This window comes from Alkaliphilus metalliredigens QYMF, from assembly GCF_000016985.1.
GTDB classification, from domain to species: domain Bacteria; phylum Bacillota; class Clostridia; order Peptostreptococcales; family Natronincolaceae; genus Alkaliphilus_A; species Alkaliphilus_A metalliredigens.
In genome coordinates, this window is the sequence record NC_009633.1 from 3,287,615 (window position 1) to 3,313,387 (window position 25,773).

Annotated in this window: 25 protein-coding genes and 3 riboswitches; of the genes, 3 read left to right on the forward strand and 22 right to left on the reverse strand. The window is 35.4% G+C overall.

Annotation, left to right across the window (positions count from 1 at the left end):
* Positions 1–4: 4 nt before the first annotated feature.
* The 8 genes from AMET_RS15920 to AMET_RS15955 form a co-directional block, all read right to left on the reverse strand.
* On the reverse strand, positions 5–1,414 hold the full coding sequence (locus tag AMET_RS15920; protein ID WP_012064335.1) for a sensor histidine kinase: 1,410 nt from the start codon (positions 1,412–1,414) through the stop codon (positions 5–7).
* Positions 1,415–1,574: 160 nt separating this feature from the next.
* Positions 1,575–1,820: a hypothetical protein gene (locus AMET_RS15925; RefSeq protein ID WP_012064336.1), complete on the reverse strand. Its 246-nt coding sequence runs from the start codon at positions 1,818–1,820 to the stop codon at positions 1,575–1,577.
* A gap of 91 nt (positions 1,821–1,911) precedes the next feature.
* Entirely contained in the window at positions 1,912–2,103 is a 192-nt protein-coding gene (locus tag AMET_RS15930; RefSeq protein WP_012064337.1) for a hypothetical protein, read from the reverse strand.
* A 197-nt stretch (positions 2,104–2,300) separates the two neighbouring features.
* A complete protein-coding gene (locus tag AMET_RS15935) occupies positions 2,301–2,690 on the reverse strand; it encodes a rhodanese-like domain-containing protein (protein ID WP_012064338.1) in 390 nt (129 codons plus the stop codon).
* A 136-nt stretch (positions 2,691–2,826) separates the two neighbouring features.
* Complete coding sequence (locus tag AMET_RS15940) at positions 2,827–3,363, reverse strand: permease (RefSeq protein WP_012064339.1); 537 nt, start codon at positions 3,361–3,363, stop codon at positions 2,827–2,829.
* Positions 3,360–3,839, reverse strand: coding sequence for a permease (locus AMET_RS15945; RefSeq protein ID WP_012064340.1), 480 nt, complete (start codon positions 3,837–3,839; stop codon positions 3,360–3,362). Before AMET_RS15945 ends, AMET_RS15940 begins: the two co-directional genes overlap by 4 nt.
* Before the next feature lie 95 nt (positions 3,840–3,934).
* Positions 3,935–4,711: a 4Fe-4S binding protein gene (locus AMET_RS15950; RefSeq protein WP_012064341.1), complete on the reverse strand. Its 777-nt coding sequence runs from the start codon at positions 4,709–4,711 to the stop codon at positions 3,935–3,937.
* Positions 4,712–4,903: 192 nt separating this feature from the next.
* Positions 4,904–5,410, reverse strand: a complete 507-nt coding sequence (locus tag AMET_RS15955; protein WP_012064342.1) for a hypothetical protein — start codon at positions 5,408–5,410, stop codon at positions 4,904–4,906.
* A gap of 133 nt (positions 5,411–5,543) precedes the next feature.
* Here AMET_RS15955 and AMET_RS15960 point away from each other — a divergent pair, with 133 nt between their 5' ends.
* Together AMET_RS15960 and bioB are read left to right on the forward strand one after the other, a co-directional pair.
* Positions 5,544–6,134, forward strand: coding sequence for a biotin transporter BioY (locus tag AMET_RS15960; protein ID WP_041720927.1), 591 nt, complete (start codon positions 5,544–5,546; stop codon positions 6,132–6,134).
* A 51-nt stretch (positions 6,135–6,185) separates the two neighbouring features.
* Positions 6,186–7,142: a biotin synthase BioB gene (gene bioB / locus AMET_RS15965; RefSeq protein WP_012064344.1), complete on the forward strand. Its 957-nt coding sequence runs from the start codon at positions 6,186–6,188 to the stop codon at positions 7,140–7,142.
* Between the two features lie 518 nt (positions 7,143–7,660).
* Here the strand turns inward: bioB and AMET_RS15970 are convergent.
* From AMET_RS15970 to mgtE, 4 genes are all read right to left on the reverse strand, one after another.
* A complete protein-coding gene (locus AMET_RS15970) occupies positions 7,661–8,998 on the reverse strand; it encodes a methyl-accepting chemotaxis protein (protein ID WP_012064345.1) in 1,338 nt (445 codons plus the stop codon).
* Between the two features lie 168 nt (positions 8,999–9,166).
* The gene (locus AMET_RS26940; protein ID WP_012064346.1) at positions 9,167–9,301 is read right to left on the reverse strand and encodes a hypothetical protein; all 135 of its coding nucleotides are present in this window, start codon (positions 9,299–9,301) and stop codon (positions 9,167–9,169) included.
* 136 nt (positions 9,302–9,437) lie between these two features.
* Positions 9,438–9,527: riboswitch (cyclic di-GMP riboswitch) on the reverse strand.
* A gap of 595 nt (positions 9,528–10,122) precedes the next feature.
* The gene (locus AMET_RS15975; protein ID WP_041720929.1) at positions 10,123–11,907 is read right to left on the reverse strand and encodes a dynamin family protein; all 1,785 of its coding nucleotides are present in this window, start codon (positions 11,905–11,907) and stop codon (positions 10,123–10,125) included.
* 165 nt (positions 11,908–12,072) lie between these two features.
* Complete coding sequence (gene mgtE / locus AMET_RS15980) at positions 12,073–13,440, reverse strand: magnesium transporter (RefSeq protein ID WP_012064349.1); 1,368 nt, start codon at positions 13,438–13,440, stop codon at positions 12,073–12,075.
* Between the two features lie 264 nt (positions 13,441–13,704).
* Positions 13,705–13,876, reverse strand: a riboswitch (M-box (ykoK) riboswitch).
* 264 nt (positions 13,877–14,140) lie between these two features.
* Between mgtE and AMET_RS26945 the strand changes: the two genes are divergently transcribed.
* A complete protein-coding gene (locus AMET_RS26945) occupies positions 14,141–14,272 on the forward strand; it encodes a hypothetical protein (protein ID WP_278184215.1) in 132 nt (43 codons plus the stop codon).
* A gap of 20 nt (positions 14,273–14,292) precedes the next feature.
* Here the strand turns inward: AMET_RS26945 and AMET_RS15985 are convergent, their stop codons facing one another.
* The 10 genes from AMET_RS15985 to AMET_RS16030 all read right to left on the reverse strand — a co-directional run bounded on the left by AMET_RS15985 (position 14,293) and on the right by AMET_RS16030 (position 25,530).
* Positions 14,293–14,532, reverse strand: coding sequence for a transposase (locus tag AMET_RS15985; RefSeq protein WP_012064350.1), 240 nt, complete (start codon positions 14,530–14,532; stop codon positions 14,293–14,295).
* 488 nt (positions 14,533–15,020) lie between these two features.
* The gene (locus AMET_RS15990) at positions 15,021–15,212 is read right to left on the reverse strand and encodes a hypothetical protein (RefSeq protein WP_012064351.1); all 192 of its coding nucleotides are present in this window, start codon (positions 15,210–15,212) and stop codon (positions 15,021–15,023) included.
* A 103-nt stretch (positions 15,213–15,315) separates the two neighbouring features.
* Positions 15,316–19,044, reverse strand: a complete 3,729-nt coding sequence (locus AMET_RS24445; protein ID WP_012064352.1) for an EAL domain-containing protein — start codon at positions 19,042–19,044, stop codon at positions 15,316–15,318.
* Between the two features lie 126 nt (positions 19,045–19,170).
* Positions 19,171–19,256: riboswitch (cyclic di-GMP riboswitch) on the reverse strand.
* Positions 19,257–19,566: 310 nt separating this feature from the next.
* On the reverse strand, positions 19,567–19,995 hold the full coding sequence (locus tag AMET_RS16000) for a SoxR reducing system RseC family protein (RefSeq protein WP_012064354.1): 429 nt from the start codon (positions 19,993–19,995) through the stop codon (positions 19,567–19,569).
* Positions 19,996–20,030: 35 nt separating this feature from the next.
* Positions 20,031–20,219 carry a hypothetical protein gene (locus AMET_RS16005; RefSeq protein WP_041720932.1) on the reverse strand — a complete coding sequence of 63 codons (189 nt, stop codon included), beginning with the start codon at positions 20,217–20,219 and terminating at the stop codon, positions 20,031–20,033.
* Between the two features lie 73 nt (positions 20,220–20,292).
* The gene (locus tag AMET_RS16010) at positions 20,293–21,423 is read right to left on the reverse strand and encodes a YibE/F family protein (protein WP_012064356.1); all 1,131 of its coding nucleotides are present in this window, start codon (positions 21,421–21,423) and stop codon (positions 20,293–20,295) included.
* A gap of 55 nt (positions 21,424–21,478) precedes the next feature.
* On the reverse strand, positions 21,479–22,324 hold the full coding sequence (gene lgt / locus AMET_RS16015) for a prolipoprotein diacylglyceryl transferase (RefSeq protein ID WP_012064357.1): 846 nt from the start codon (positions 22,322–22,324) through the stop codon (positions 21,479–21,481).
* A 205-nt stretch (positions 22,325–22,529) separates the two neighbouring features.
* Complete coding sequence (locus AMET_RS16020; protein ID WP_012064358.1) at positions 22,530–23,879, reverse strand: sigma-54-dependent transcriptional regulator; 1,350 nt, start codon at positions 23,877–23,879, stop codon at positions 22,530–22,532.
* Positions 23,872–25,275 carry an ATP-binding protein gene (locus AMET_RS16025; protein ID WP_157047272.1) on the reverse strand — a complete coding sequence of 468 codons (1,404 nt, stop codon included), beginning with the start codon at positions 25,273–25,275 and terminating at the stop codon, positions 23,872–23,874. The genes AMET_RS16020 and AMET_RS16025 overlap by 8 nt, the downstream gene beginning before the upstream one ends.
* Positions 25,276–25,530, reverse strand: coding sequence for a zinc ribbon domain-containing protein (locus AMET_RS16030; protein WP_012064360.1), 255 nt, complete (start codon positions 25,528–25,530; stop codon positions 25,276–25,278).
* Positions 25,531–25,773: the final 243 nt, after the last annotated feature.

The following is a 25,773-nucleotide window of genomic DNA, read 5'->3' on the forward strand; positions in this document are numbered from 1 at the left end:
TATTCTAATCTTCTTCTGCATCCTCTGACTCCTCCCATGGAATAGTAATTGTTACTCGCGTTCCCTTTTCATTGCTTTTGATATCTAACAGTCCATTCACATTAGCAGCCCGTTCTTTCATTGAAACCAGACCATAATGGCCACCTTTAGGGATTTGCTGTAAACCAAAGCCCTTTCCGTCGTCCTTTATTGTTGCTCCGACGGTGTTTAATGTGGTTTTAATATCAATTGTTATTCGATTTGCCTCCGAGTGTTTAATGGCATTAGATAAAGCCTCCTGAACAATATAGTATATTTGAGTGGCTTTCTCCTGGGATAAAGAACCAAGTGTTACTTCGGTGATCTTATACTGCAGTTCAATTGGTATATTACAAACCCGTTGAAAGTTATCAACTAAGCCAGTCAATCTAAGCTTTAAATCTTCAATTTGAATTTTAGCACTTGCCACCTGCTCAATGAATTGACGTACATGTGTAATGGTCACATTCAAATTGTTTTTGATATAATGCAAATCTTTAATGAACTTCGAATTGGGTTCCATCTCAATAATATTTTCCACCTGTAGTCCTGTTGCAAAAAGATTTTGAATGATTACATCATGCAGCTCTTGTCCCATTTTTTTTCTTTCATCACTTACAATTTGATGCTTGGTTAATCTCTTTATTTTTTTATTGATCTCCCATTGAAACACCTTAATGACGCTTACAAATAGTATGGTAATAATAATTGCTGATATCCCACGTCCCAGCTCCACAGGAAAACCAAATAAATTGAAAAAGTTTTCTCTGTTGATGATGTTAGATGGGAAAATTTGCTTATTTTTAACAACGACCCCTGCCAGCACCCCATATACACCAAATGCAATGGCCATTCCCTTTAGCTGTAAAGAAGCAGTCACGATATTTAATTGTTCCATATGTTTAGCATTTTTATAAAGTGCCAATGCAGAAATCAATGCCCCAGGGAAACCGATAAAGTATCGACTCATGGTATCCTCTATAAAAATCCAATGAAGAGATGTTGTTTGATATCTCATATAGGATGCAATAACAGCCATTAACCAGAGGCCAAAGAGTAACCAAGGTAATCCCTCAATTAACAGCTTCACCTTCCCTTCTTTTTGGAGTAGCTTCGCACCGAACATCCATAAAAATGCAAAGGATAATGCATTTGTAAAAGTGCCTAAGAGTAACAGATTCAATTGATATTGCGGAACCATATTTGTGATTCTAAGCATAATAATCCATTCTGTAATCCCATGAATGATTCCAAAAAACCCTAAATAATGTATGCATTTCAAAAGAGGAAAACTACTTTCCTCAGATGTATTTTGAAGAAAAGCAGCGATGCCCATTGAAAAAAAAGCCAACCCATACACAAAGAACAACAAAATATATTGATTTCCTGTATACACATGATCACCTCTATCTCTGAATAATTAAGTTTATCCCATTATAGCATAGTCAGCATTATGGTCTAGACTCAATAGAACAAACCTACGTCCTCTGTCATATTACATATAAAATCAGGGGATAACTCCGCTTACCCGAGGAGCTATACCCTGATTTTCAAATCTACCTATACTTCTTGTTACTATTGTCACTATTCTTTCCTTGGATACCCTCAAGCATCAAAGCTGCTAAGATGTGATCCTTTTTGAAATTTCTAATGGCTTTCTTCTCAAAACAATAGCATTGGATTTTTTCCTCTGTTATCTGCAAAATCCTTACATTTCGTTGGGTGATTTCCAATCCTTTTTGATAGATAATTGTAATGTTTTTTTGGTTTTCATGGGCGCACTTTAGCACATAATCAATCATTTAACCACCTCTTCATCTTACTTTTATCTATATCTTATGTAAAGTCCACTTTTGATTGTTGATTTCATAACGAAGTTCATAAAGACGCTCTTCACCCCTTACATTGCTTTGACATCGATATACCAATGCCTACAAAGCGACTCTTTTCCTGTAGCAAAATCCGTTCTACCTTTACATTTTCCCACATGTCATCGGTAGATTGGTATCTAAATTTCATCGGATGAGCTGTCCCATCTTCCTTGAACCAAGCAATCATTTGAATGGGTTGATTGACAATCCTCATACTATCACCTCTTGGTTGTAGTTACTTTCCACTGATTAAGATACACCCTTAGTTCCTTTACTGTTCCTACAGATACCCTTGACTTCATGTCGCCCCACCTTTTCCGAATGTATGTTCTGTTTTCATTATACAAGAACGTGTGTTCTTTGTAAAGATAAAAAAATAATTAATCATCACTTCAAAAAAATCCGTGTTTTTTACAAGCTACCTTTTGTTTCATAAGGCCATTTATTGATTCCACCTAGATCATGTACATTTTTGTATCCCATGTTTAGTAGCATATTGGCAGCGGCCGCACTGCGACTGCCGGTTTGACAGTACAAAATTATTTTTTTCTCTTTATTTGGGACTGCCTTCTTTATTTTACTCTCTAGTACATTTAGCGGGATGAGTTTGCTTCCTTCAATGTGCTTCTGCATATATTCTTCTTGTGTTCTTACATCTATCAGGAGAATATTCGAATCCTCCTCAAGTTGGAGCCTAGCGTCTACTGGATTCATTTTTTGATACCCCTCTTCTTTCCTATTGTTATTGTAGAATATAAAACTCATCACTACGATTAATATAACAACAATCCACTTATACAATACAATCATCTCCCTATCATTTTATATTACCACAGCATTACTTTTATCAATCAAAATGGTTATGCGTAGCTTGATACCAAAGCTCGCATAACCATTTTCACTTTAATTTATTTTTTACCTGCAACATACTTTTACTTTAATTCATTTCTGTGGCTTTTTCATAAATCTCTTTTTTATCTTCACTTCCTAAAAGTTTTTCTATAGCAAAGGCTATCATTCCAATTCCCACTATGTTAATCATGAATCTTGTGAGCATGAATTTCCACCCCATTGCAGAGGCTTCAAATAACAGTAATGGGATTTTAGTAGTTGACCATGCCCCAATAAAAATAAAGACATTTGATAGCTTACTTCCCTTTTTAAGCAAAAGTCCTGCTACTGGGAATGCAGCGTATAGAGGTCCTGCTGCTGCGGATCCCATTAAAAAGGCTATCAATATACCTACAAGTCCAGACTTTTCACCCATGAGTTTAATCATGGTCTCTCTCTTGATCCATACATCTAAAAGTCCTAGCAAAATAAAAATTGGTGGAATCACAGCCAGCATCTCCATGGCATTATTCCCGGTCATCTCAATAGATGTTCTCCCTATTGCTGGAGAAATAATCAGAAGCAGCAGGTTAATCCCGATTAATGCTAAGGCAACACGGTATCTTATCATTAATTTTATCATTTTAGCACCACCCCAATCACAATTGCCACGACAAATGAAAATAAGAAAGCCATTGCATTTCTTAAAAGAGTTGCCTTTTTACCAAAATAACTAATTTCCACTGGGATTGTTACAACCCCCACCATCATCAATGTAGAAATAAAGACAGCAATTTGCATAAATCCTGCCCCTCCATTTAGTAATGCCGCAGCCAATGGAAATGCAACAAATCCCGGTATTAAGGTAATGGCACCAATCGTTGCGGCGACCAGCATGCCTATCCAGCCTGACTGGTTTCCAATTAACCTAGAAATCATTTCTGGACTAATTATAGCCAGCATAATGCCCACGATAATCAAGATTGCGATAAATTGTGGCAAAATATTTTCAAAGGATTTCCATGCTTTTTTCAAAGCCATTTTTGTTTTTCTACGATCCTTTACAAAGGATACCAGCAGTAAAACTGCAGCTAAGATATACAATACAATGGTAAACATAACTTTCTCCCTCCAATTCACATATTACTATCAAAGTGACTCAACAATTAAAACCTCTTAATCAATAAATACTATACACTTCCTTTCTTATCTGTCTATTTAACTATTATATCATCTTTCATGGGAATCATTTCCTTTAATTGAATTGCCTCTTCTTCTGTGTTAAGAGATAAGATGTTCACTGGACAGTTTTCTGTACAGACACCACACTTAATGCAATCCACATGATCAAATTGGTTTTTATCCGAGAAATCTAAATATGGCGCCAACTGGAAGGGACAGACCTTTTCACATTTACCACAGCTTATACATTTATCTTTATTTGAAATCGTCACTTTTTTTTCTGTTTTTTTAGCTATCCCTAAGGCCTTTCCTAATTGATATGAAAGCTTTTGTAATGTTCCCATAGGGCAAAACTGACACCAAGTCCTTGGATTAACTGTGATTGCTAAAATCCCACCCAGGATTAAGACCATTAAATAAGTCATTGAAAAAACAAATCCTAATCTATCTAAAAAGCTAGTGGTTCCCCAAAGAGGTACTACTACCGCTATTCTTCTCATAAAGTTAAACATAAAAAATATAAAAAATGCACTAATCATTGTTTTAGACTTTAAAAATCCTGGTATTTTTTTATTCTGACTCACAGGTAGCATGATGACATCAAATAAGCTCCCATGGGGACACAAGTTACCACACCAAAAACGACCACTAAAAAAGGCTGTTGCTGTTAAAGCGGCCATAATGAATATCACTAATAACCCTAGTTTAGGCTGCCATATACCACCAACAGCCACTAACACCGTAAATAACCACCCATACTTGCGAATCGGTGTAAAAGCACGATTTGTCTTCATATACTTTTTTTTCATTTTATCTCCTCCTCAAACCCGGTTGTTCCCCCACCCCTTACGCCGGGGGTATGTTAGTATTATATGCCATCTCTCATAAATTGTCAAAGAATATTTTAAAACAAAAAAATACAACCTCTAGATCATCTTAGATGTTGTATTTTTTAAAATTTTGATGAAATTACTTAGTTGTATCTATTATCATACACATCATTAATCCATTTGAAATACTAGGCTTTCACTTTTTGACTCTGCCGGCAGTTCATACCCATTTACAAATCCAAAATATGCTTTTACGGCATCGGAAAAGTTCCTTTTCTGCTTATCTGTAATCTCATTGCTAAGATGAATTTTTCTAATCAGCTTTTGGGTTTCCCCAGAGTCCTCTACAATCGTATCTAAATGCAAATCAAAAACCTTTTCTACCCCTTTAGCCCACTTGATTATATCATTGATGGCATTTAGACCTAATGCCTTACCACATGAATAATATTTACCTATACTTCGTCCCTGGTTTTTTAAATATTCTTTGAAATCCGCCTCAGTCATACCGATCATCTCCCAATTTAATTTAGCTGACTTAAATAAACTACCTGATTCCATCATATTCCTAATCTGATTTCTTGACTCTATAATAGATAAATATTCACTGACTCCTGCTTCAAACGGAAATTTCAATTCTCCTATAAGATATTTGCTCCATGCTTCATATAGTTCCATATCATCATCTGTATGTCAACGAGAACCGTCCCCATTGTCCCCTAAGAACCGTCCCCATTGTCCCCCGCGATATTTAATGGTTAACCAAAATATCAAACTGGTTGACAGCGTTGTTTACACGAAGTATAATTACATGGAAAAGAATAACTCATATATATATATAAGAAAGGACTACATTATGAAAAATCAAAAAACAACTAATCTTACTTTAATCAGTCTTATGACTGCAGTTACTTGTATTTTGGGACCACTTTCCATTACAATTCCCATGTCACCAGTCCCAATTTCCTTCACTAACCTTGCTATCTATTTTTCCGTTATTATGCTTGGATGGAAAAAAGGAACTATCAGCTACTTAGTTTACCTTATGATTGGATTTGTAGGTATACCGGTTTTTTCAAGTTTCACATCAGGTCCTGCTAGGTTGTTAGGTCCAACTGGTGGATACCTGATTGGATTTATCTTTATAGCGTTGATTGCTGGCTTCTTTGTTGATAGATTCCCAGGTAAAATCTACATGCACGCATTAGGCATGGCGATTGGAACAATTGTAACTTACGCCTTGGGTACAGGCTGGTTAGCTTACCAGGCCAACTTGACTTTTAAAGAAGCTTTGTTTGCAGGTGTAATTCCATACATCATCGGGGATATTGCAAAGATTGTAATTGCAATATCCGTAGGGACTACTGTAAAAAAACAGGTAAAAAGAGCTGGATATCTATAATTTATACAAAATCTTAATCACTTAATATTTCAAGAGAAAGAAGAGGATACTATGGACATCAAAAAACTACCAAAAGAAATAATCGAAGGAAGAAGACTGAAACGTGAAGAAGATTTACGTTTTTTCGCTACTGCAAATTTAGAAGAACTTTGTCAAGGTGCTGACAATATTCGTAAAGTATTATGTGGTGATGCTGTTAATTTATGTTCTATTATTAATGGAAAAAGTGGCAAATGCAGTGAAAATTGTAAATTCTGTGCCCAAAGTAGCCACCACCATACGGGAATCGAAGAATATAGTTTTTTAGATACAAATTTGATTGTAGAGGATTGTAAAAAACATGCTAATAAAGGCGTACACCGCTATTCTATTGTAACCGCCGGCCGTGAATTAAAAGGAAAAGACTTACAAGTTGCTTGTGATGCTTACAAAAGAATGAAGGAAGAATGTGATATTGATTTGTGTGCTTCACATGGTCTATTATCAGAAGAAGCTTTTATTGCTTTAAAAGAAAGTGGCGTATCGATGTATCACGAAAATATAGAAACTTCAAAAAGAAATTTTCCTAATATTTGCACAACCCACACATATAAAGATAAAATAAATGCAATTAAACTTGCACAAAGATTAGGTTTCAAGGTCTGCTCTGGTGGAATTATTGGAATGGGTGAAACATTTGAAGATCGTTTGGATATGGCTGTTAGCTTAGCAGAACTAAAGATACAATCCATTCCCATCAATACTTTAATGCCAATTAAAGGAACTACATATGAAGATCTTGAACCCTTAACGGAGGATGAAATACTAAGAACTGTAGCGATGTTCCGCTTTATTAATCCAACAGCTAATATTCGATTAGCTGCTGGTAGAAGTCTTATGGAGGATTCCGGAAGGCGGGCATTCCATGCAGGTGCCAATGCGACCATAACTGGTGACTTATTAACTACATCTGGTAATAATATCGATAAAGACAAAGAAATGCTTACACAGATGGGATTTCATCTATAGTTCCCATGATTTCATTTCCAAAATAGTCTCTACCTACATTTGTAGTCCAAATTATGTTTAACAATTCTCCTAAATATTATCTACCGCTCACACATGGACATTTTTGATCACATAAGTAGTGTACAGCTTTCTGCATACTAAGAATAAATTCAAGCTAAACACTATAAAGTATACGATGTGTATTAAGATATGGTGAATGTTTAACCCTAGAGCAATACCATTAATATCTCCCCCAAGCCCAAATGAATGGATATGAATCCCCTGGTAAATTCCATGTTCAGATATCGTAGTAGCGGTTATTCATTGATCTTATAGTGTATTACAAATAAAAGAGCATGAATCATTCAGTTAGAAACTGATATTGATCCATGCTCTTTTAAATTAACATTCTTGTTTTCATCAAATACATTTTCATCATCTATTTGTTATCTTGCTTGTGATTATCTTATCAATCCTTATATATATTTGCCATACTTTTCGAGAAAAGTGTAGTGTCCCAAGCCTTTTCATTGCATCCGCTACTCTTTTACCTGTACTAGTCCCTCTATTGCTATCACATCTCCCTTTGCATTAAATACAGGAAATTCTGTTATTTCTGCAATACACCTTAACTGATTCTTTCTTAACAGCTCAAGTTTATATTTGGGTTGCTGAACACCCTTTATAGAAAGTTCAGTGTGTACCATTCCTTCTTCATTGATAGGGCTATCCGTAATGAATTTCTCAAAATTATCCATAAATTCATCCACAGTATACCCAAGCACATCCTCTACTGATTTTGTTACATATTCAAAAACACCTTCAATATTGTGTCTATAAAAAATGTAACCATGCTCGCCACTGGTTCCTGCTATATCTTTCAGTTGACTTACAATATGCTTAGATGCTGCAGTTGATTGCTTAAATAAGTGCTCAGTATTGTCTGATACGGCTTTACTGTTGTTTAAGGTTTTTATAGCCATTTCATCAATATTTTCCGAAGAGGCTAATATTTCTTCTGTTCCTGCCAGTTGTTCCTCTGTAACACTAGCAATACTCTGTGCAAATTCATTGACTGATTGGATTTCATTTACAATATCATTAAACTGGTCTTCAACTTCATTTATCGATGTAATCATCTTTTCAAATACTTCATCAGTTTCTTGTACTGACGATTGAACTAAATGCATGTTTTGTTTATTTGATGCTGTTTCCTCGACTGCTCTCTTAGCTGTATCTTCAACACTTAATACTAAGTTTTCAACATTCTGGGTGGCTCTTTTAACATCTTCGGCTAGTTTTCTTACTTCTTCCGCTACCACCGCAAAACCTTTACCATGTTCCCCTGCTCTCGCAGCTTCAATAGCTGCATTTAATGCAAGCATGTTTGTTTGGTTCGCAATATTTTCTATCACCAAAATAACATCTTTGATTTCCGAAGCTGACTTTCCAACTTCTAGTATTGTATCCGATAGTGATTCCATTGAATTCATAACAAGACCAACATTTTCATCGATCTTTTTCATCGAACCTTTACCTTGCTGTGATGTTTCAACCATATTTGTTGTTTTACTTCTACCATTTTCGCTTTTTTGTGATGTCCTCTCTATAATTTCAGAAAGTTTCATAATGTTAGTTGTAATTTCTTCTGTCCCTTTTATAAATTCTTTTATTGTGCTCACTAACTCATCCATAGCTACAGATTGATTTCGAGCTGTGCTATCCATCTCATTTGTTGATTCCTTTGTGGAGCTGACTATTTGGTTAATTTCAACTATAATTTGTGTCATTTGATCTAACAACTCTTTGATCCTATTGTCCTTTTCAACGATAATTGAATCCTTCTCCCGATTCTTTCTACCTAATATTTTAAACATGTTTTCCTCTTCTCCTTTTATAATTCCTCTATGCTAATACTTTCTACCTAATATTTAAAATCCCTTCTTTTCTGTCATTATTTGTTGTATTTTCACGATTGCTGTACATTGTGGATATGATGGACAACTTATAGTGCTGAGTACTTTTTTCTCATCTGACCATGGATCTTAAGTTTCAATCCTCAGCATTTCATCATTAGTTGCATCCACTGATTCTTTTAAACTTTCAAAAATACCTGGACCTAGGCCCATTCTCTCCACTGCATTGCTTATACCATTAAATTTACCAATGGAGTGCATCATAATTTAAAGACCTTATCTTCACTAGACTCAATTATATTTTTTCATTAAAAAGTACCCGATCTCTAAAGGGAGGCCAGGTGTCTCAATACATAAATACTCACAAAGCATATTGGTTTTCATGCTTTCGAGTTTGTATTTCGGCAACCTGGCAATCATAGGAATGATGTTTTCCCTTATATCCATAGCTTTGCGTCCTTATTTTTCAATAAGTTTGCCCTTATCAATATTGATTTATCTCAGTAACCATAGCTTCGTTACATTGTTTAGCAGGGTAAAGAAGTTGAACCACAACTTCTTCTGCATTGAAGCTCTTTTAAAGGCCCATGTGCCTTGTTCCAGAAATATTTCGAAGCAGAACTGAATTCACGAGTTTCATTAAATATTTCATTACTCACATTAATTAAATTATCTCAATTACCATGTTTATAATATAGTTTCTTAGTGGGATTACATAACTAATCATGTGATAAAACTAAACTTTCTCAATAGGTGAATTTTATTGTTTAACATACTGCTGTAATAACAACCTTATTTCTCCTCATAAGTTAAATTTTCAAGATATCTCTCTTGAAATCCTAGGACCGTAGACTCATTACATGAATTACATATGTTTTTGCGATAAATTTCTAGTATTTATGACATTTATTTCCGAGTGTTTGTAAAATTTATTTTATTAAAGTTACATCTAATTATAGAAAAAATAAAAGTGGCACTATTTTTGATGAAACATAAAAAATACACCCTCCGATTCTTCCCATAGAGTGTATTTTTCAATCTTTTAATAGAGCTGGCGAGCGGAATTGAACCACCGACCTTTTCCCTCAAACCATCACTTCTAACGCCTCTATTTCCCCTTCTATTTTTCTTAATTCTACTTTTCTGTCCTGATAGAATTCAATTTCCTTCTGTATATGACTATCTTCCTTTGTCTTCAATTCCTTTGTTTTATCAATAATAGTCATCAGATCATCAACAGTAGAGTTAATATATTCTTGAAAAGTTCTCTCAAAAATATACTTACTGTCCTTAATCTTACATGTATAGTCCCATTTTAAATTGTTACCATTCTTCTCTATCTCATTATCCACTCTATTTAATGTATCTGATATGATTTTTCTATTTCTAATGCTCCTAGGAAGGACAAACATAAAATCCTTCAATTTTGGAGTAAGGAAAGGAGCACTGGATGAGCCAAACTTAAAATAGAAGGTATCCCTATCAATCAAATGAAACTCATCAACTGGTTGTACAATTTTTGTTTTAAATAAATCATAGGTTATATTATTGATTTCAACTATAACTTCATTTAACTTATCCCTAAGTCTAGACGTTATTTCTTCGTAGGATTGTCTAATTACAACCTCCTGTTGGCTATTCCAGTCGTTATATGCCTTTTCTATTTCAAGTTCTAACCGTTGATTTAGTAACTGTGATAATTCTTTTGAATGGATGTGTTTATTGCCTTTAGCTGCTTGGCTAATCTTATTTATTATATTTTTAGTTTGCTGTACCTTAAATTCCTCCAAGTTTTTCTCAAAACTTTTTATTATTTCTTCTAATTCAATCTCCACCATCACTTGGACTTCTTTTTTCATAGACATTGTCTCCTGCAACCTATTTTTAAATGCATTGACTTTTTCCTCTATCACTTCGATATCGCTGATTAATATATTTGTCTTAAAATCCAAATGCTGATATAAAGCACTAACTATTTCTATGAGTTTATTTCCATAGCTTTTCATTAAATATGTTTCTTTATCTTTTAGTAGAAACCTATACAATGTATCTTCAAACTTATTAATACCACTTCTATTGATTTTATCAAAATCCCCTTGCACTTTCCCTTCAAGGGCTAGTTTTGCTGAAACTGGATAAATCCTTGGCTCTATCCCAATTGTCTCTGCAATAACTTCTTTAGAAAAATGGAGACTCTCTTCTACTTCTGCTTGGGATAAATAGTCCACTTTATTTTGGAGGAAGAAAATCTTATCTATATACTTTTTTACTTGTGATAATAACCCGATCTCTGCTTCTCCCACTGGTGTATCAGCAGACATCACTAAGATTACAGCATTGGCTTCTGATAAATAGTTATATGCTGCTTCTGTATTATGTTTATAAGTAGAACCTATTCCTGGGGTGTCGATTAATACTAAACCATTTTCCAGCACTTCAGCAGGTAAGTATACCTCAACCTGTTTTACCTTCTTTTTGTTTTCAGGATTCTTTTGCTCTGAGATATACTCCCCAATAGAATTTATATCTACACTTTTCTCCAAATCTCCTTGGAAAATAATCTTAGCTTGTGGCTTATTACCATACTTTATTTTGGTAGTAATAGCTGTTATAGGTACTACTCCTGTAGGAAGTATTTCTTTTCCTATAAAATAATTTAATATGGTAGTTTTTCCTCTTTTAAATTGACCCATCACCGCCACATGAAATTCCAATTCCTCTACCCGATTCAATAGATCTCCACATTTCTTCACCCCAAGACTATAATCAAGATCCCTAGCTATAGCTTCCATATTTCTAAGATGATTAACATACAACTTCATGCTTTTATTAAAATCCTTCAGCATTCTATTCACCTCAATATCTATCATTTAGACTGTGCTTTCATTTCATCTTCCTTTATAACATGCTCCTTTTTGCTTAATTTCATCACTCTATCCTGTGAAAGATATTTTAATAACACAGAGTGTTTTATCACTCCCTTCAAAGTTTTCTATATGAAAAAACGACCCCAAAGGAGTCGTTTAATTAGCTTCCTATAAAAGATATCCTAGGAACTGATTCACTAACACAAAATAAATTAATAATCCTGAAATATCCTTAATGGTTGTAATGATTGGATCCGCTCCTGCAGCTTGATCAACCCCCAGCTTTAATAGCATAAAAGGAATCAAGAACCCCAAGGCTGTTGCTAATGTCATTGTAATGGCTAATGCTAGTCCTACTGCGATTCCTAATTCAGGAATCCCTTGCCATACTGATGCAATAATTCCTGTGGCAACCCCTATCAATGCTCCCATACTTAATCCCACCAGTGTTTCTTTTCTTAAATGGTCTAAGAACTTCCTTGTGTTAATATGTCCTAGAATTACGCCGCGAGCAAAGATGGTAGAAGATTGTGTTCCAGCATTTCCTCCCATATCCATAATGACTGGGATAAAAATAGCTACAGCTGCGATGGCCTCTAGGGACTCTTCAAATGCACCAATCACCACTCCCGCCATTAATCCACCGAACATGGTGATTAATAAAAATGGCAGTCGTACCTTCCAAATTTGAAAGACTGATCCGGTAACCAATCGTGCACTTCTGTCAGATTCTAATCTATTAAAATCTGCTAAACCTGCTTTATCAAAGATATCCTCTGTTGTTTCTTCTTCCAAAATATCCATGGCATCATCAATTGTAATGATCCCGACTAATCTATTTTCATTATCCACCACCGGTAATGCCAGTAGGTCTAGTTCTTGTAATGTTCGTGCCACTTCTTCCTGGTCTGTACTAGTTGATGCTTTAATCACTTTTTGGTGCATAATATTTTCAAGTATATCCTCCGGTGACGCCATCACAAGCTCTCTCAAGGAAAGTACACCTTCCAGTTTTCTACTGTCATCGGTGATGTAAATTGTATAGATGGTTTCCTTTTCTTTTGCATTGGCTCGTACCTTCTCTAGTGCCTCTCCAGCGGTGTAGCTTCTTTTTAATCGTACATATTCTGTTGTCATGATTCTACCTGCTGTTTCTTCTTCATACCCCATTAGCAGTGCTGTTTCTTTCCGCTCCTCTGGTGACAGGGAATCCACTAGCTTTTTTGTTACCTTAGCAGGTAATTCATCCAGTAATCTAACACGATCATCTGGAGCTAATTCAGAAATGATCTCAATCACCCGTTCTTCTGTAAAGGATGCTAATAATTTTTGTTGTAAATGTGTATCAAGTTGTTCAAAAATCTCTAATGCTTTGTCCTTGGATAATAAACGGTAAACAATGGCTTGCTCTTCAGAAGACAACTCCCTAATCACATTTAATATCTCAATGACTTCAGCATCACTGAGTAGTTTTTTTAATGACTCCATCTCTCTATTTTCCAGATGAGTCCAAATGGTATTTTTGAATATTTCCATGATAATCCCTCCGATTTCATTCTAGTTTTTAACTTTTTACATTTCTTTATACATCGCCTACCCCACCAGGGGACATCACTATCAACTTCCATTTAAACTCACCTCCTCAATTTAAAGCAATAAAAAAACGACTCCCAGGAGTCGTTATAGTCACATTTAAACAAAGGTATGTATACTTCTCATACCTAAGCATTCAAAAAAGTTTCCATTTAATCAACGAAATCAATCATCATTAAAAAAAGGGTTACGTCTATGAATATTGCTCTATTAACTCCTCGTACTGGTTTTAGCACTAAATGACGTAGATTCAAGTAATTGAATCAGCTATCTTAAGCAGACCTTAATCCGATCATGCCTGTTCTACCCATTGGCGTCTCTCGACATTTTTGGGCAATAGCCTGTGTTCATTTAGGAGCCTCTCCTAACAAGTTATTTTGTTTTCATTTCTTGTTCATTATAAAGTCAATCCATTTCTTTGTCAAGAAGAAATGTTTCCTACTTTTATGAAATTTATAACTTACTCGCAACTTTAAACTACAATTCCTTTGTAATCATACTATTCACTTTTGAATTTTTCTTATGCTCTTTTAAAACAACTTTTAATACATGTCTTTCAATTTTCCTCACGAAAGTCGTCCACTAAAACTCTTTGCTTTCAAATAGAGATGCTAGATATGATTCCAAATAACATGACCTACCTTTGGATTGTTATTATTCTGCTGCTACCCTCTTAATAAATGAAGGCATTAATAATATAGAGGCAGTAATGATAAGATTAATTGTTCGTTCAGTTCTTTTAGCCGGCACTACATTGAGTGGAGTAATGCGATGACTCTCGTAAGGGTTTCTTAGCTATCCTACGAAAGTTCCTAAATCATTTAAAGTAACTTCACTATAAATCTTATTTTGCTCCTTTAGAAAATAGAAATAGAGTTTCAATGCGTAGCAATAGGTCTTTTGAGTATTGATGCTTCTACCAGTATTATCAATATACTTGAGATACTTTATTGCCGGTATAACTGGTTCACCTTTATCATCAATTAATATGTATCTTACTTTAGTATTTTCTATTATTACTTGTTGTACCTTCACAGCTTATCTCCTTTTCTTTTATTGTTATTCACTTGCCCGTAGGGTTTATATTATACTATCAATACTAATAAAATAAAGTCCTTTTAATAATTCCAGCATGATCAAAAACACCAGTAGATTAGGGGTATATTAAACCATTTATCCTACTGATATTTTACTATAGATAATGTTCGTTTAAAGAAAGTGGAACGTCAGTTGGGGGATGAAAGACCTGGAAGAATGCCCCGTAATCGGAACAGTCTGTTTTCCCCCGGCCCCCCTCAATCAAACAGTTTGTGGAAGGAGCGATAGCCAAGACCCGTGAGTTACAATCTTTTGTTGGAATAAATGAAGGAGGCATGACTTATTTTGTGAAACAAAAGTGTCCTTCTAGATGAATGAATGGAGACAAATGGTTGTGGACCCCAGAGGCCTTTAGTCTTTAGGGTGAGTGGCGGGAATAAAAACAAAGGACACAGAGGGTTGCCGGTTAAAGCAACTCTCTGTGTCTACAATATGCTAGTATATTTATATACCTTATCTATTTTTATAGCTTCTTGAGTTATAGCTTTTCCCTTCCACCTGATCTTGAAAATGATCTTACCTTCCTGATCCTTTGCTTTTTTTGTTCTTCGTCTCTCTATCTCATCATTTCTAACTCTGCTGACCTGTGTATTTTTGAAACCATCGATATCCTCCATCAATGGTTTCAAATTTTGTCGGAAGGCTTTTCAAAAGATTCTTTTGATCTTCAATGTTATGACTTTAATCCTAACAAACTAACAGAGTATAAACCTCTTCCTCTTAGTTTCTTTCACTCTGAAAATACGACATAGCAGATCTTGTAATAAACCGGCCCTCACAAAATCCAGGATTTTTTTTCATTTTAACCTGAATTTGATTTAGTATTCCCGTTAAAGCGACACGATCATTTTCATCAAAGGTAAACTCGATACCATATTCATTTAAAGATTCACTTATCTCTTCTGTCCATACAAGACATCCATACACCTTAACTTCTTTTCCTAAAAGCTCTGTTTCAAACTGTAGTATAATATCTCTCTTGATAGGCAGCCTAATATTAGAAATAAAACATAAACCTCCAGGTCCTATGTTTTTTATCACAGCCTTTGTATTTCCAACGTTGGCTTTTTTGCCCTTAATCTCTAAGATCGTCATATTGGCTTCTAGTAGCTGAGGTAAGTTTACTCTAAAATACCGTCGTCTTTCCTCATTGGGTATGAATGTGGCATTGTTAGCCCGGATCGGTCTACACTTCTTCTTAGCTAATAATTTTTCAAAGTCTTCTTGTGGAACTGGCCTACTGTATAAAAAGCCTTGTCCAACAGTACAGTTTAACTTTCGTAAATAACTCAATTGATCCCAGGTTTCTACTCCTTCCGCCACCAAACGTATTCTTAAGTCTTTAGCTAAGTTAATGACAGCTTCAATAATTCTATTACTGGTTTCATCTAGGGGGATACCCTTGATAAAAAAACGATCTATTTTTAAAATATCTACATTAAATGAATTTAAATATGTCAAAGAGGAAAAACCTGCTCCAAAATCATCAATTGCCACCTTAATTCCAAGTTCTTGTAGACTCTGGATATCTGCGCTAACTTGCTGGGATTGATTCATTAACACAGTTTCTGTAATTTCCATAACTAGAAAATGAGGATCCAGCTGAAACTCATGAATTGTATTTTTTATGTTTTCCACAATATCTTTTTGGAAAAATTGAATCCCAGAATAATTAACTGACACCTTTATAGCTGGCAAGCCATCCTTCAACCACTTTTGATAGGTCTCACACACCTGCCTCAATATCCAGTTTCCTAGGGTAATGATAAAACCAGTTTCTTCTGCCAAAGATATAAACTCCTTAGGAGAGACCAGCCCCCAAGTGGGATGTTCCCATCTAATTAATGCTTCTGCACCTATGATTTCACTGGTTTGTAAGTTGACTTGAGGTTGATAATACACCTTAAATTCATTATTTTTTATAGCCCTTCTAAGGTCATTTTTCAGAGTAAAGGCTTTATAATTTTTTACATCCATCTTAGGAGAATACATTTCGTATCTGTTCTTACCAGCTTCCTTGGCCCGAAATAATGCAATATTCCCATGTTTTATAAGGGACTGAGTCTCTTGTCCATCATCAGGATAAATTGCCACTCCTACACTCATTGTAATATAAATTTCATATGGGTCGATCTTAAAGGAGCTAGAAAATAAATCAATGATCTTCATTGCAATGTTTTTATATGCCTCTATATCCTTTAAATTATAAATAAGAATACCGAACTGGTCCCCAGAGTAACGACAAATGCATCTTGTCTCTCCTAAAAAGTCCTTCAGTCGCCTAGCAGCCTGAGTAATCAGCTGATCTCCAAAACCCATTCCTAGGGCATCGTTAATGTATTTAAAATCATCTATATCCAACATCATCACAGCAAAGGTAGTCCCTTTTTCCTTGGCCTCTTGGCATTGATATTCTATTTTCTTTTCAAAGTGTAAACGGTTGGGAAGCTGAGTCATTTGATCGTGTGTGGCAATATGGTTCATTTTCTTTTGAGCTTCTACCCGTTCAGTCACATCTCTCCAATTTAATACGATGCCTTTTATGGAGGGTTCCTCCAATTGATTGTTCATAGTCAGTTCCACATAAATTCTTTTTCCAAGCTTAGTTTCTGCACTAATCTCTCTTTTGATATTCTTATTTGGTTCACTTAGAGCTACCTTGAACATCTTTTCAAGTTTAGGTTTTTCTATTTCCCAAGCAAATTCCATTAGATTTCGGCCTTCCATCTCTTTAGGTTGATAGCCAAGGATTTTTTCTACAGCTGGACTAATGTATTCAATGGTTCCATCGGGGCTGACGATTTCAAAAACATCACTGGAGTCCCGTATTAACACTTGAAATCGTTTTTGAATATGATTTATATTTTCTTGTATCCCTTGCATTTTCTTTACAAGTGCTTTCCTTTCAGTAATATCTTGGATGATTCCTCTTCTATATGTGAGATGACCTTCTAGATCAAATGTCATTTCTACTACCTGATAGATATGTCTTACAGAACCATCAGGTCTAATAATGCGAAATTCCATATCAAATGGTTGTACCTGAGGTGGATGCGCCAAGATATCTTCGATTAATTCCCGATCCTCTGGATGCACAAAATTTAAAAATGCTTCATAGCTTCCATCATACTCCTTATTTGTAATCCCATAAATGTGGTAGTACTCTTCCGACCAAGTGTTCTTATTCCTAATTACATCCATTTCCCAACTTCCCATTTTTGCCAACCGTTGGGCCTCTGCAAGATTCTTATAACTTTTTTCCAATTGAGTCTTCAATAACTTATTCTCTGTGATATCTTGTATCGTTCCTAATATCCCAATTACGACCTGGTCATCATCAAATATAGGCTCCCCCTTACTAATGACACATTTTTCTGATCCGTCCAGACCAATAATGCGATATTCAATTTCATAGGCCTTCCCCTTTAAGCATCCTGCTGTTGAATTTTGAACCGTGTCTTGGTCTTCAGGATGAATCAAGGTTATAATATTTTCGAACCGCTTCGTAAATTTTTGGGGGTCAACGCCAAATATCCGATAAACCTCCTCTGACCAAGAGAGTTCCTCGTTTCCTAAATCATAACGATAGCTTCCTACTCCAGCAACTTTTTGTGCATGATTTAAGTCTTTACCAATTCTTTTCAAATCATTTTCTATCAATTTTCGACCTGTAATGTCCTGTATAGTGCCTATCATTTTAATGGGCCTATTCATGTCATCAAATAAAACTTCAGCCCTTGAGTGGATATATTTTTCTTTTCCACCTGGGACCATAATCCGATATTCCTGATCATGGTCATTTCCCCTTAGGGCTTTCTCCATTGATTTTCTTACCACCTGCTGATCTTCAGGGTGTATAAATGTATAGACGCTCTCTATTTTATTATCAAATTCTTCTGTTGTGCGTTGAAAAATATCATAGACTTCTTGAGATCCGAAAAGCTCTTCACTTTGAAAATCATAGGTCCAACTCCCAATACTTAAAAGTTTTTGTCCATAGAAGACGTTTTCCCTTAACTGATTTAAGCTCTTTTCTAGTTTCATTCCTTTTGTGAGATCTAAAATGACTATATGCATTCCAATTAATGTTTGTTTTCTCAGAACCGGTAAGATGGTCATCTCTATATTCCTTATTCCCTTGGTTTGGGTGAATAAGTCTGACTTAATGGTTATTGACTCTCCTTTATGTAATTCTTCTACATATGTGAATTCTACATCGGTTTCCTCTGGTTTTAAGAATTCAAATATAGTTTTACCTTGCACATTAGGCGCTATGTCTTCTAATAGATGACAGAAGGACTCATTTGCTTCTATAATCAAGCCCTTGACATCACAAACAGCAGAGGCTATTGGAAAATCCACAACCCATTGGTGATATCCCTGCTTTAACTCCTTTAAGTTGCCACTACCCTTTATTTTTTCTAGTATCCCCATCCCTAATGTAGCCATTTGTTATCCCCCTTTTCATATTTGATGAAAAGCCTTACGTTATATAGTCACCATTACTACTCTATCATTACAAAAAATAAAATCGGCAAACCTGTGGTTGCCGACTTTTTATCAAATATAAACTCAATTGGCAACCCGACTATCATATCGTATAACGACTTAGACTCGTGGCTTTGCGTCACCATCTTTCAATGGTTTTGCCTTTACTAATATACAATTATATATTTTCAAGTACCATTACTACTTTTAAGTATGTATACTCAATTTAATCAGGACTATTTGCCTATATTTATATAACATAATATCACAAATCATTACATGCTACAATCATTTCCTACATAATACTCCTTCTTTTTCACAATATTTGCAATCAATTACTTAATCTCTTGCCCAGTAGAGTTCTCCAAGGTTAGACCCCTTCCCCCCACTATTTCTTAAATGTCCTGTAAATAAAGATAAAGGATAATTCTTATTCTCACATAAGAAATTTTCCTTTATCTTTTTCACTTCGAAAATCATTCATTAATAAATAACACTTGTAATTTCAATGCGCATCTCATTTTTATCTCTAATCCTTTTATCAATTCGATTAATTCCAAAATAAGCTAGTATTAAAAATATAAAACCCACTCCGATTCCAATTAATTCCTCCATGCCTTCGTAGGATAGAAGCTCTCCAATCCAAATTCCCAGTCCAATACCGAAAATCATGCCAATTAAAGGTACCATATAGACTAAAAAGGCAGCCTTTAACACTTTTTTGTTTTCCATGTTCAGCTTTACATACTGCCCCACTTGAGCTCCTACTTCATTGGTAGCTTTTACATAGGTTGCGGTAGGCGTACATCCTCCTTTACAGGAAGCACAACTCTCTCCACAGGCGCTTACTCTTTGAATCTCTATGGTTGCAATACCTTCTCCTACCTCCTTAACTACACCAATTTTTTCCATATGTTTCACTCCTTTTAAAATTCACTGTTAAAATTTCAATATTCAAATCCTCTGAGTTTTAAATTATCAATCATCCTTCCATCTTCATTATGCTTATATACATAGACTTCATCTTTTCTATAAACAATTTCCGAACAACAATTGCTACAAAAATAAGTAGCCTTGGATATTTTTCCGATGGTAGTGTCGTGACAATTAGGACACTTGATTACTTCATTTTTCACAGTATCTCCTCCAATTAACATTGCTCTTTAATGTCCACATGATTTAAAACAAAATAGTGTAGGAAATCTCACACTATTTTGCTTCTTCTTTTACTTTATCATCACCAAACTTCTCTCTTAATAATCCCGCCACTAAGGCCGTCAATGGGATGCATAGAATCAATCCGATACTTCCAGCTAAAGCTCTAATCACTTCTGTTGCAATTAAATCTAGATTGATGATTCGTGTAAAGGGATCTTCATAGGCCGTAAACAATAGTAGTAGTGGGATCATGCTACCTGTATAAGCCAATATCAACGTATTAGCCATGGTTCCCATAACATCTTTTCCTACATTCATCCCTGCCACAATCAGTTTTTGCGTTGTCATATTTGGATTAGCCAATCTAATTTCTTCCATTGAAGATGCAATCGTCATTCCTACATCCATTACTGCTCCCAAGGCTCCCATAATAATCCCAGCAAATAATAGCCCACTATAATCAAATTCAATTCCCTGTGGAATATACATTAGCATCATGGCCTCTTGAGAGGATAAGCCTGTTAATCTGACCTTTGTTCCTACGAAATAAGCGATGAGCCCAGCCACAAAGACGCCTCCCAGCACCCCTATAATAGCAGCATAGCTTTTTTTATTATTTCCTCCAACAACTAAAATCGTAAATATTGTTACCACTATTGATATGCCAATGCTCAATAATATTGGACTATATCCTGCCAGTAACCCCGGAAGTAATACTTTCATAATTAGTCCAATGGTTAGTATTAAAGTGATAATTGTTTTCAGCCCTTTGAAACCTCCAAGTAAAAGTAATAACACTACAAAGATAGCCAATACAATATAAATATAGGTATCCCTTGCATATTCGGAAATGTATACTGCTACTTCTCCATCAAGTTCTTCAATCGTAATTAATACACGATCACCAGGACTGACATCAATATCATAGGCTAAATTACCAGACAAACTATGAAGAATTTCAAACTCTTGTCCCTTATAGTCTCCAGATAATATTTCTAACTTCACAATTGTACTATCGAAAAAATCCACTTCTTCTTTATAACCTTCCTCTACTTCTTCTACCTCTAAAATTTTTGCTCTTTCAATAATTGGCTCTTCATCCAATTCTGCAGCAAATACAAAGGCCCCACCCATTGTCACTAACAGCAAAATTGTCAGTAGAATCCGTACAATATTCTTCATTTGTTAAGCGCCTCCTTACATTTACATAGGCTATCCCAGATAAATTTCTCAACTCTTAAAGAGAATGAATCCAATAGTAAAACATCACTGAAACAATCATAGCCGCCCCAATAATGAAATTAGCAGTCCATTCTATTTTTCCATCATGCACTGTAGGATTTTCCACAGTTGATTGTGTCTTTTGTTGCTTTTTCTTTAGCCAGTTCATCACTACCAATGTTGCCATAATGATTAAAACACTGTAGACATGTGCAATTGATATTGGCCCTGCAACCATTGGATTTGTTCTAAAGAACTCAATCACAAAGCGGTTAATTGAAAAACCAATTAGATACATCATGAAAATCTGTCCATCGTACTTAATGCTTTTCCGTTTATTCCAGAGTACAAGGAATAAAATATAATTTAAAATTGCTTCATAGATTTGAGCTGGATGTAATAATTGTGCCCCTACTTCCACACCCCAAAACCATGCTCTTGACATAGGAATTCCAAATACGTCACAACCGACTCTACCGATTGCTTGCCCTAGAATAATTGCCGGTGCAAATGCATCGGCTGTCTGCCACATAGGGATCTTATGCTTTTTCATATACCAAAAAGCAAATAGAGCTCCACCGATTAAAGCGCCTTGTATTGAAAGACCGCCCTCTTGAAGCATAAAGATTGCCCTAGGATGCTCTAAATAATAGGAAAAATTAAAGGCTAGTATATAGTTGAGTCGAGCCCCGATTACCCCGGCAATAATTGTGTATAAACCTAGATCCATTATCTTATCTTGATTGAGTCCCTTGCGTTTCCCCTCTCTTAACATCACTGACATTCCCGCTATCATTCCAATTGCAATTGTAATCCCAAATAGGTGAATATTAAATCCTCCTATGCTAAATAACTGTACCATTTTCATTCTCCTCTCACTACGATGTCCATTACAAAATTCATTACAACTTATATATGCAATATTGATGCCAAGTTTAAGAATTGAGATGTAGACTTTCTTTTTATACAAAAAAGATAGTAGCTCTTTATAAAGAGCTGCTATCTTTTTGATTATGTGTAGTGGTCTTTTCGCCTAATTCTGTGATACCTCGCCGGCTGAATCAAGTTCACTTTTTCAGATTATACTTTTCTATCCGATAAAGTAATGTGTGTCGGCTCATGCCTAATAATTGTGCTGCCTTTGTTTGATTGTGGTTTGTTCTTTCTAGGGCTTGTTTGATGAGGTCCTTTTCCAGATCATCTATTGAAAGGCCTTCATCTGGAAGAGCAAAATCTTTTGTTGGAATTTTTTCTCTTAAAATTTCAGGAGGTAAATTTTCCTTACTAATGACATTTCCGGCGGATAAAATCAACATTCGTTCAATGACATTCTCCAGCTCTCTAATATTCCCACGCCATTGGTATGAAATGAGCTTTTCCTTTGCCTCATCATCTATGGTCATATTTTTTCTTCCAATTTCACTGCTATATTTGTCAATAAAGTACTCAATTAATAAAGGAATGTCCTCCTGACGTTCCCTGAGGGCTGGTAGCTCAATTGGAATAACATTAAGTCGATAGAAAAGATCTTCTCGAAAGCGCTCCTCTTCCACCATTTTATATAAATCTCGGTTGGTGGCAGCAATGACCCTTACATCTGCTTGTATGTTTTCATTTCCCCCAACTCGCTCAAATTCCTTCTCTTGTAGCACCCGAAGTAATTTGACCTGCATGTTTAGGTTGAGATCTCCTATTTCATCTAAAAAAATCGTTCCGTTTTTTGCTCGTTCAAATTTACCTATTTTACGGTTTGTGGCTCCAGTAAAAGCACCTTTTTCATACCCAAAGAGTTCACTTTCAATAAGATTCTCTGGAATCGCCCCACAATTCACTTTAATATAAGGACCCTCTCTTCGGCCACTGTTATAATGAATTGCATTGGCAATGACCTCTTTTCCCGTTCCACTCTCACCTAGGATTAGTATTGTGGCATTTGTTTGAGCCACTCGGTCAACAATATTTAATATTGCCTCCATCTTTTCACTTTTTCCTATGATGGTTTTTCCAGTTTGGCTTTGAAGTTCTTCCTTTAAATAGTCTACTTTATCCTGTAACCCCTTCACCTGTAAGGCTTTATGGATCACAATCTTTAATTCCTCTATATCAAAGGGTTTTGAAATATAATCGATTGCCCCTAATTTCATTGCTTCAACTGCGGACTCCGTTGTCCCATGGGCAGTAATCATAATTACAGGTATATGCTCATCTATTCCTTTCATTTTCTGCAAAGCCTCTAAACCATCCATGACAGGCATTTTAAGGTCTAACAGTACTAAATCAGGTTGAAGCTCTTGGAACTTTTCAACACCTTCCTGTCCATTGGCTGCCTCAAACACTTGATAGTCTTCGGTCTTGAGTGCTTTCTTCATGGCCCATCTCATATTTTTCTCATCATCTACGATCAATATTTTATTCATTAAAATTCCCCTCCTGATTGAGTAATGGCAGTCTAATTCCAATTTCTGTCCCCCTGTTGATTTCACTGGTTACTTCAATGCTCCCTTGATGTTCTTCAATAATTCTATGGGTAATGGAGAGGCCTAAGCCCGTACCCTTTTCCTTTGTTGTAAAGAAAGGATTAAAAATTTGATCGACTATTCTCTTTTCAATTCCTCTTCCTTCATCTTTAAAAGTGATCACAGACTCTTCTTTTTCTGTCTTTTTCAAGGAAATTTCTAGTCTTCCACCTTGCTCCATGGCTTGAATTCCATTTAATATGATATTGATCAGAGCTTGCTTTAATTTATCAGAATCGCCCTCAATTTCATAAGCATCATTCATATTTGAAAGTTCAATAGCTACGTCCTGTTGCTCAGCAAATTTACGTGTAATCATGACAAGCTCGTCTAATAGCCTGTTCAGATTGATTTTTTCAATTTTTACTTTATTGGGTTTCGAAAAGTCTAACAGTCCTTGAACCACTTTATTTGCCCGTTCAATTTCATGCTCAATAATTTCTAAGCCTTCCTTTATTTCCTCATCTTCTACCTCTTTATTAATGGTCTGACTAATGGTTTTAATGATCCCCAGTGGGTTTCGAATTTCATGGGCAATCCCGGAAGCCAACTCTCCAACAGCAGCTAATCGTTCCCCTCGCCTGACTTGCCCTTCTAGCCTTTTCACCATTGTCACATCCTGTACCACCAAAACAGCTCCTTCAATTACCCTTGAAATGTTTTCTATTGGAAAAATGGTTGCCTTTAGATGTAGCCCCTGATCTTCATTAGTACAATAATCAATTTCTTTTTCAACAAATTTGATCTTTTGCTGAATGACTCTATTAATGTCATTGAGAAGATTTTTTTCTCCAATGAATTGATTTACTTCTTCTTTATTACTAAAAATGACCTCCGCCCTTCGATTAATAGACTTGAAATCTCCCCTATAATCAAAGGCTATGACCCCACTATCGATGCTATCTAACACATTATGAGTATAATTTTCTAGATTTACCACTTTGACAATTTGTTGTTCCAATGATTTGCGCGCTTGATAATCCGCTTCTACTAAGTATCCAGTAATCAATCCAACGATGACGAACATTAAGGCTTCTAAAAACTGATTGATCACACCTATATTAACCTCTCCAAAATAGATGATAAGATGAGGAGAATAGATGAGAACCGCAAGAACAGAAAAGATCAACCCGCCCTTTAATCGAAACTTAAAAGCACCAATAATGATGGGTAAATAATATAACCTTCTAAAAAAATCATGTAACTCCCAGTCCCTTGATTGGGTTAAATAATGAAATCCTGTAATCCAGATCATCAAGAGAATAATCATCCATAAAGACCTTCTGTTTTCCTTCACTTACTCCTCAACCCCTTTTACATCCCCACAGTAGGGACAGTACCGCCAATTTCTATGGATTTCCTTTTGACATGCATGGCATGCCTCCTTTAGCTTTTCGTTACACTCAGGACAAAATTCAAAAGAATTATGCGCTTCATGGTTACATTTACTACAGGTAACTGACTCCTCTAGCTTTTCATTATTTCCTTTTATATGTTCCACCATAACAAAATATATCAAAATAGATAATATAACACAGATGAGTGTTGGCATTGTTCATCATTTCCTTTCTCCTACTACTGTAGCATAAGATACAGTAATCGTATCAATTAATACGCTGATTTTATGAAATAATTTCGTTTTTTATACTGTCCTTCATTTTATAAGGCTTTATAAAGTATTATTGCAAGTTTGATACCAAAATCGACAAAATTAGTGTCTATTCAATAAAAAAAGCAAAATTAACCTCCTAATGACAATAGGGAAGTTCATTTTGCTCCATGAAGCAGTCTTGCT

Coding starts and splice junctions, on each gene's coding strand:
- AMET_RS15990 (WP_012064351.1), bottom strand. CDS start 15,212: ATGGAGGATATCGATGGTTTCAAAAATACACAGGTCAGCAGAGTTAGA.
- AMET_RS16000 (WP_012064354.1), bottom strand. CDS start 19,995: ATGGAAAAAATTGGTGTAGTTAAGGAGGTAGGAGAAGGTATTGCAACC.
- AMET_RS15950 (WP_012064341.1), bottom strand. CDS start 4,711: ATGAAAAAAAAGTATATGAAGACAAATCGTGCTTTTACACCGATTCGC.
- AMET_RS15925 (WP_012064336.1), bottom strand. CDS start 1,820: ATGATTGATTATGTGCTAAAGTGCGCCCATGAAAACCAAAAAAACATT.
- mgtE (WP_012064349.1), bottom strand. CDS start 13,440: ATGGAAATATTCAAAAATACCATTTGGACTCATCTGGAAAATAGAGAG.
- AMET_RS16010 (WP_012064356.1), bottom strand. CDS start 21,423: ATGAAGAATATTGTACGGATTCTACTGACAATTTTGCTGTTAGTGACA.
- AMET_RS15975 (WP_041720929.1), bottom strand. CDS start 11,907: ATGATAGATATTGAGGTGAATAGAATGCTGAAGGATTTTAATAAAAGC.
- AMET_RS15930 (WP_012064337.1), bottom strand. CDS start 2,103: ATGAGGATTGTCAATCAACCCATTCAAATGATTGCTTGGTTCAAGGAA.
- bioB (WP_012064344.1), top strand. CDS start 6,186: ATGGACATCAAAAAACTACCAAAAGAAATAATCGAAGGAAGAAGACTG.
- lgt (WP_012064357.1), bottom strand. CDS start 22,324: ATGGTACAGTTATTTAGCATAGGAGGATTTAATATTCACCTATTTGGG.
- AMET_RS16020 (WP_012064358.1), bottom strand. CDS start 23,879: ATGAATAAAATATTGATCGTAGATGATGAGAAAAATATGAGATGGGCC.
- AMET_RS24445 (WP_012064352.1), bottom strand. CDS start 19,044: ATGGCTACATTAGGGATGGGGATACTAGAAAAAATAAAGGGTAGTGGC.
- AMET_RS15960 (WP_041720927.1), top strand. CDS start 5,544: ATGGAAAAGAATAACTCATATATATATATAAGAAAGGACTACATTATG.
- AMET_RS16030 (WP_012064360.1), bottom strand. CDS start 25,530: ATGCCAACACTCATCTGTGTTATATTATCTATTTTGATATATTTTGTT.
- AMET_RS15955 (WP_012064342.1), bottom strand. CDS start 5,410: ATGGAACTATATGAAGCATGGAGCAAATATCTTATAGGAGAATTGAAA.
- AMET_RS15940 (WP_012064339.1), bottom strand. CDS start 3,363: ATGATAAAATTAATGATAAGATACCGTGTTGCCTTAGCATTAATCGGG.
- AMET_RS15970 (WP_012064345.1), bottom strand. CDS start 8,998: ATGTTTAAAATATTAGGTAGAAAGAATCGGGAGAAGGATTCAATTATC.
- AMET_RS26940 (WP_012064346.1), bottom strand. CDS start 9,301: ATGATGCACTCCATTGGTAAATTTAATGGTATAAGCAATGCAGTGGAG.
- AMET_RS15945 (WP_012064340.1), bottom strand. CDS start 3,839: ATGTTTACCATTGTATTGTATATCTTAGCTGCAGTTTTACTGCTGGTA.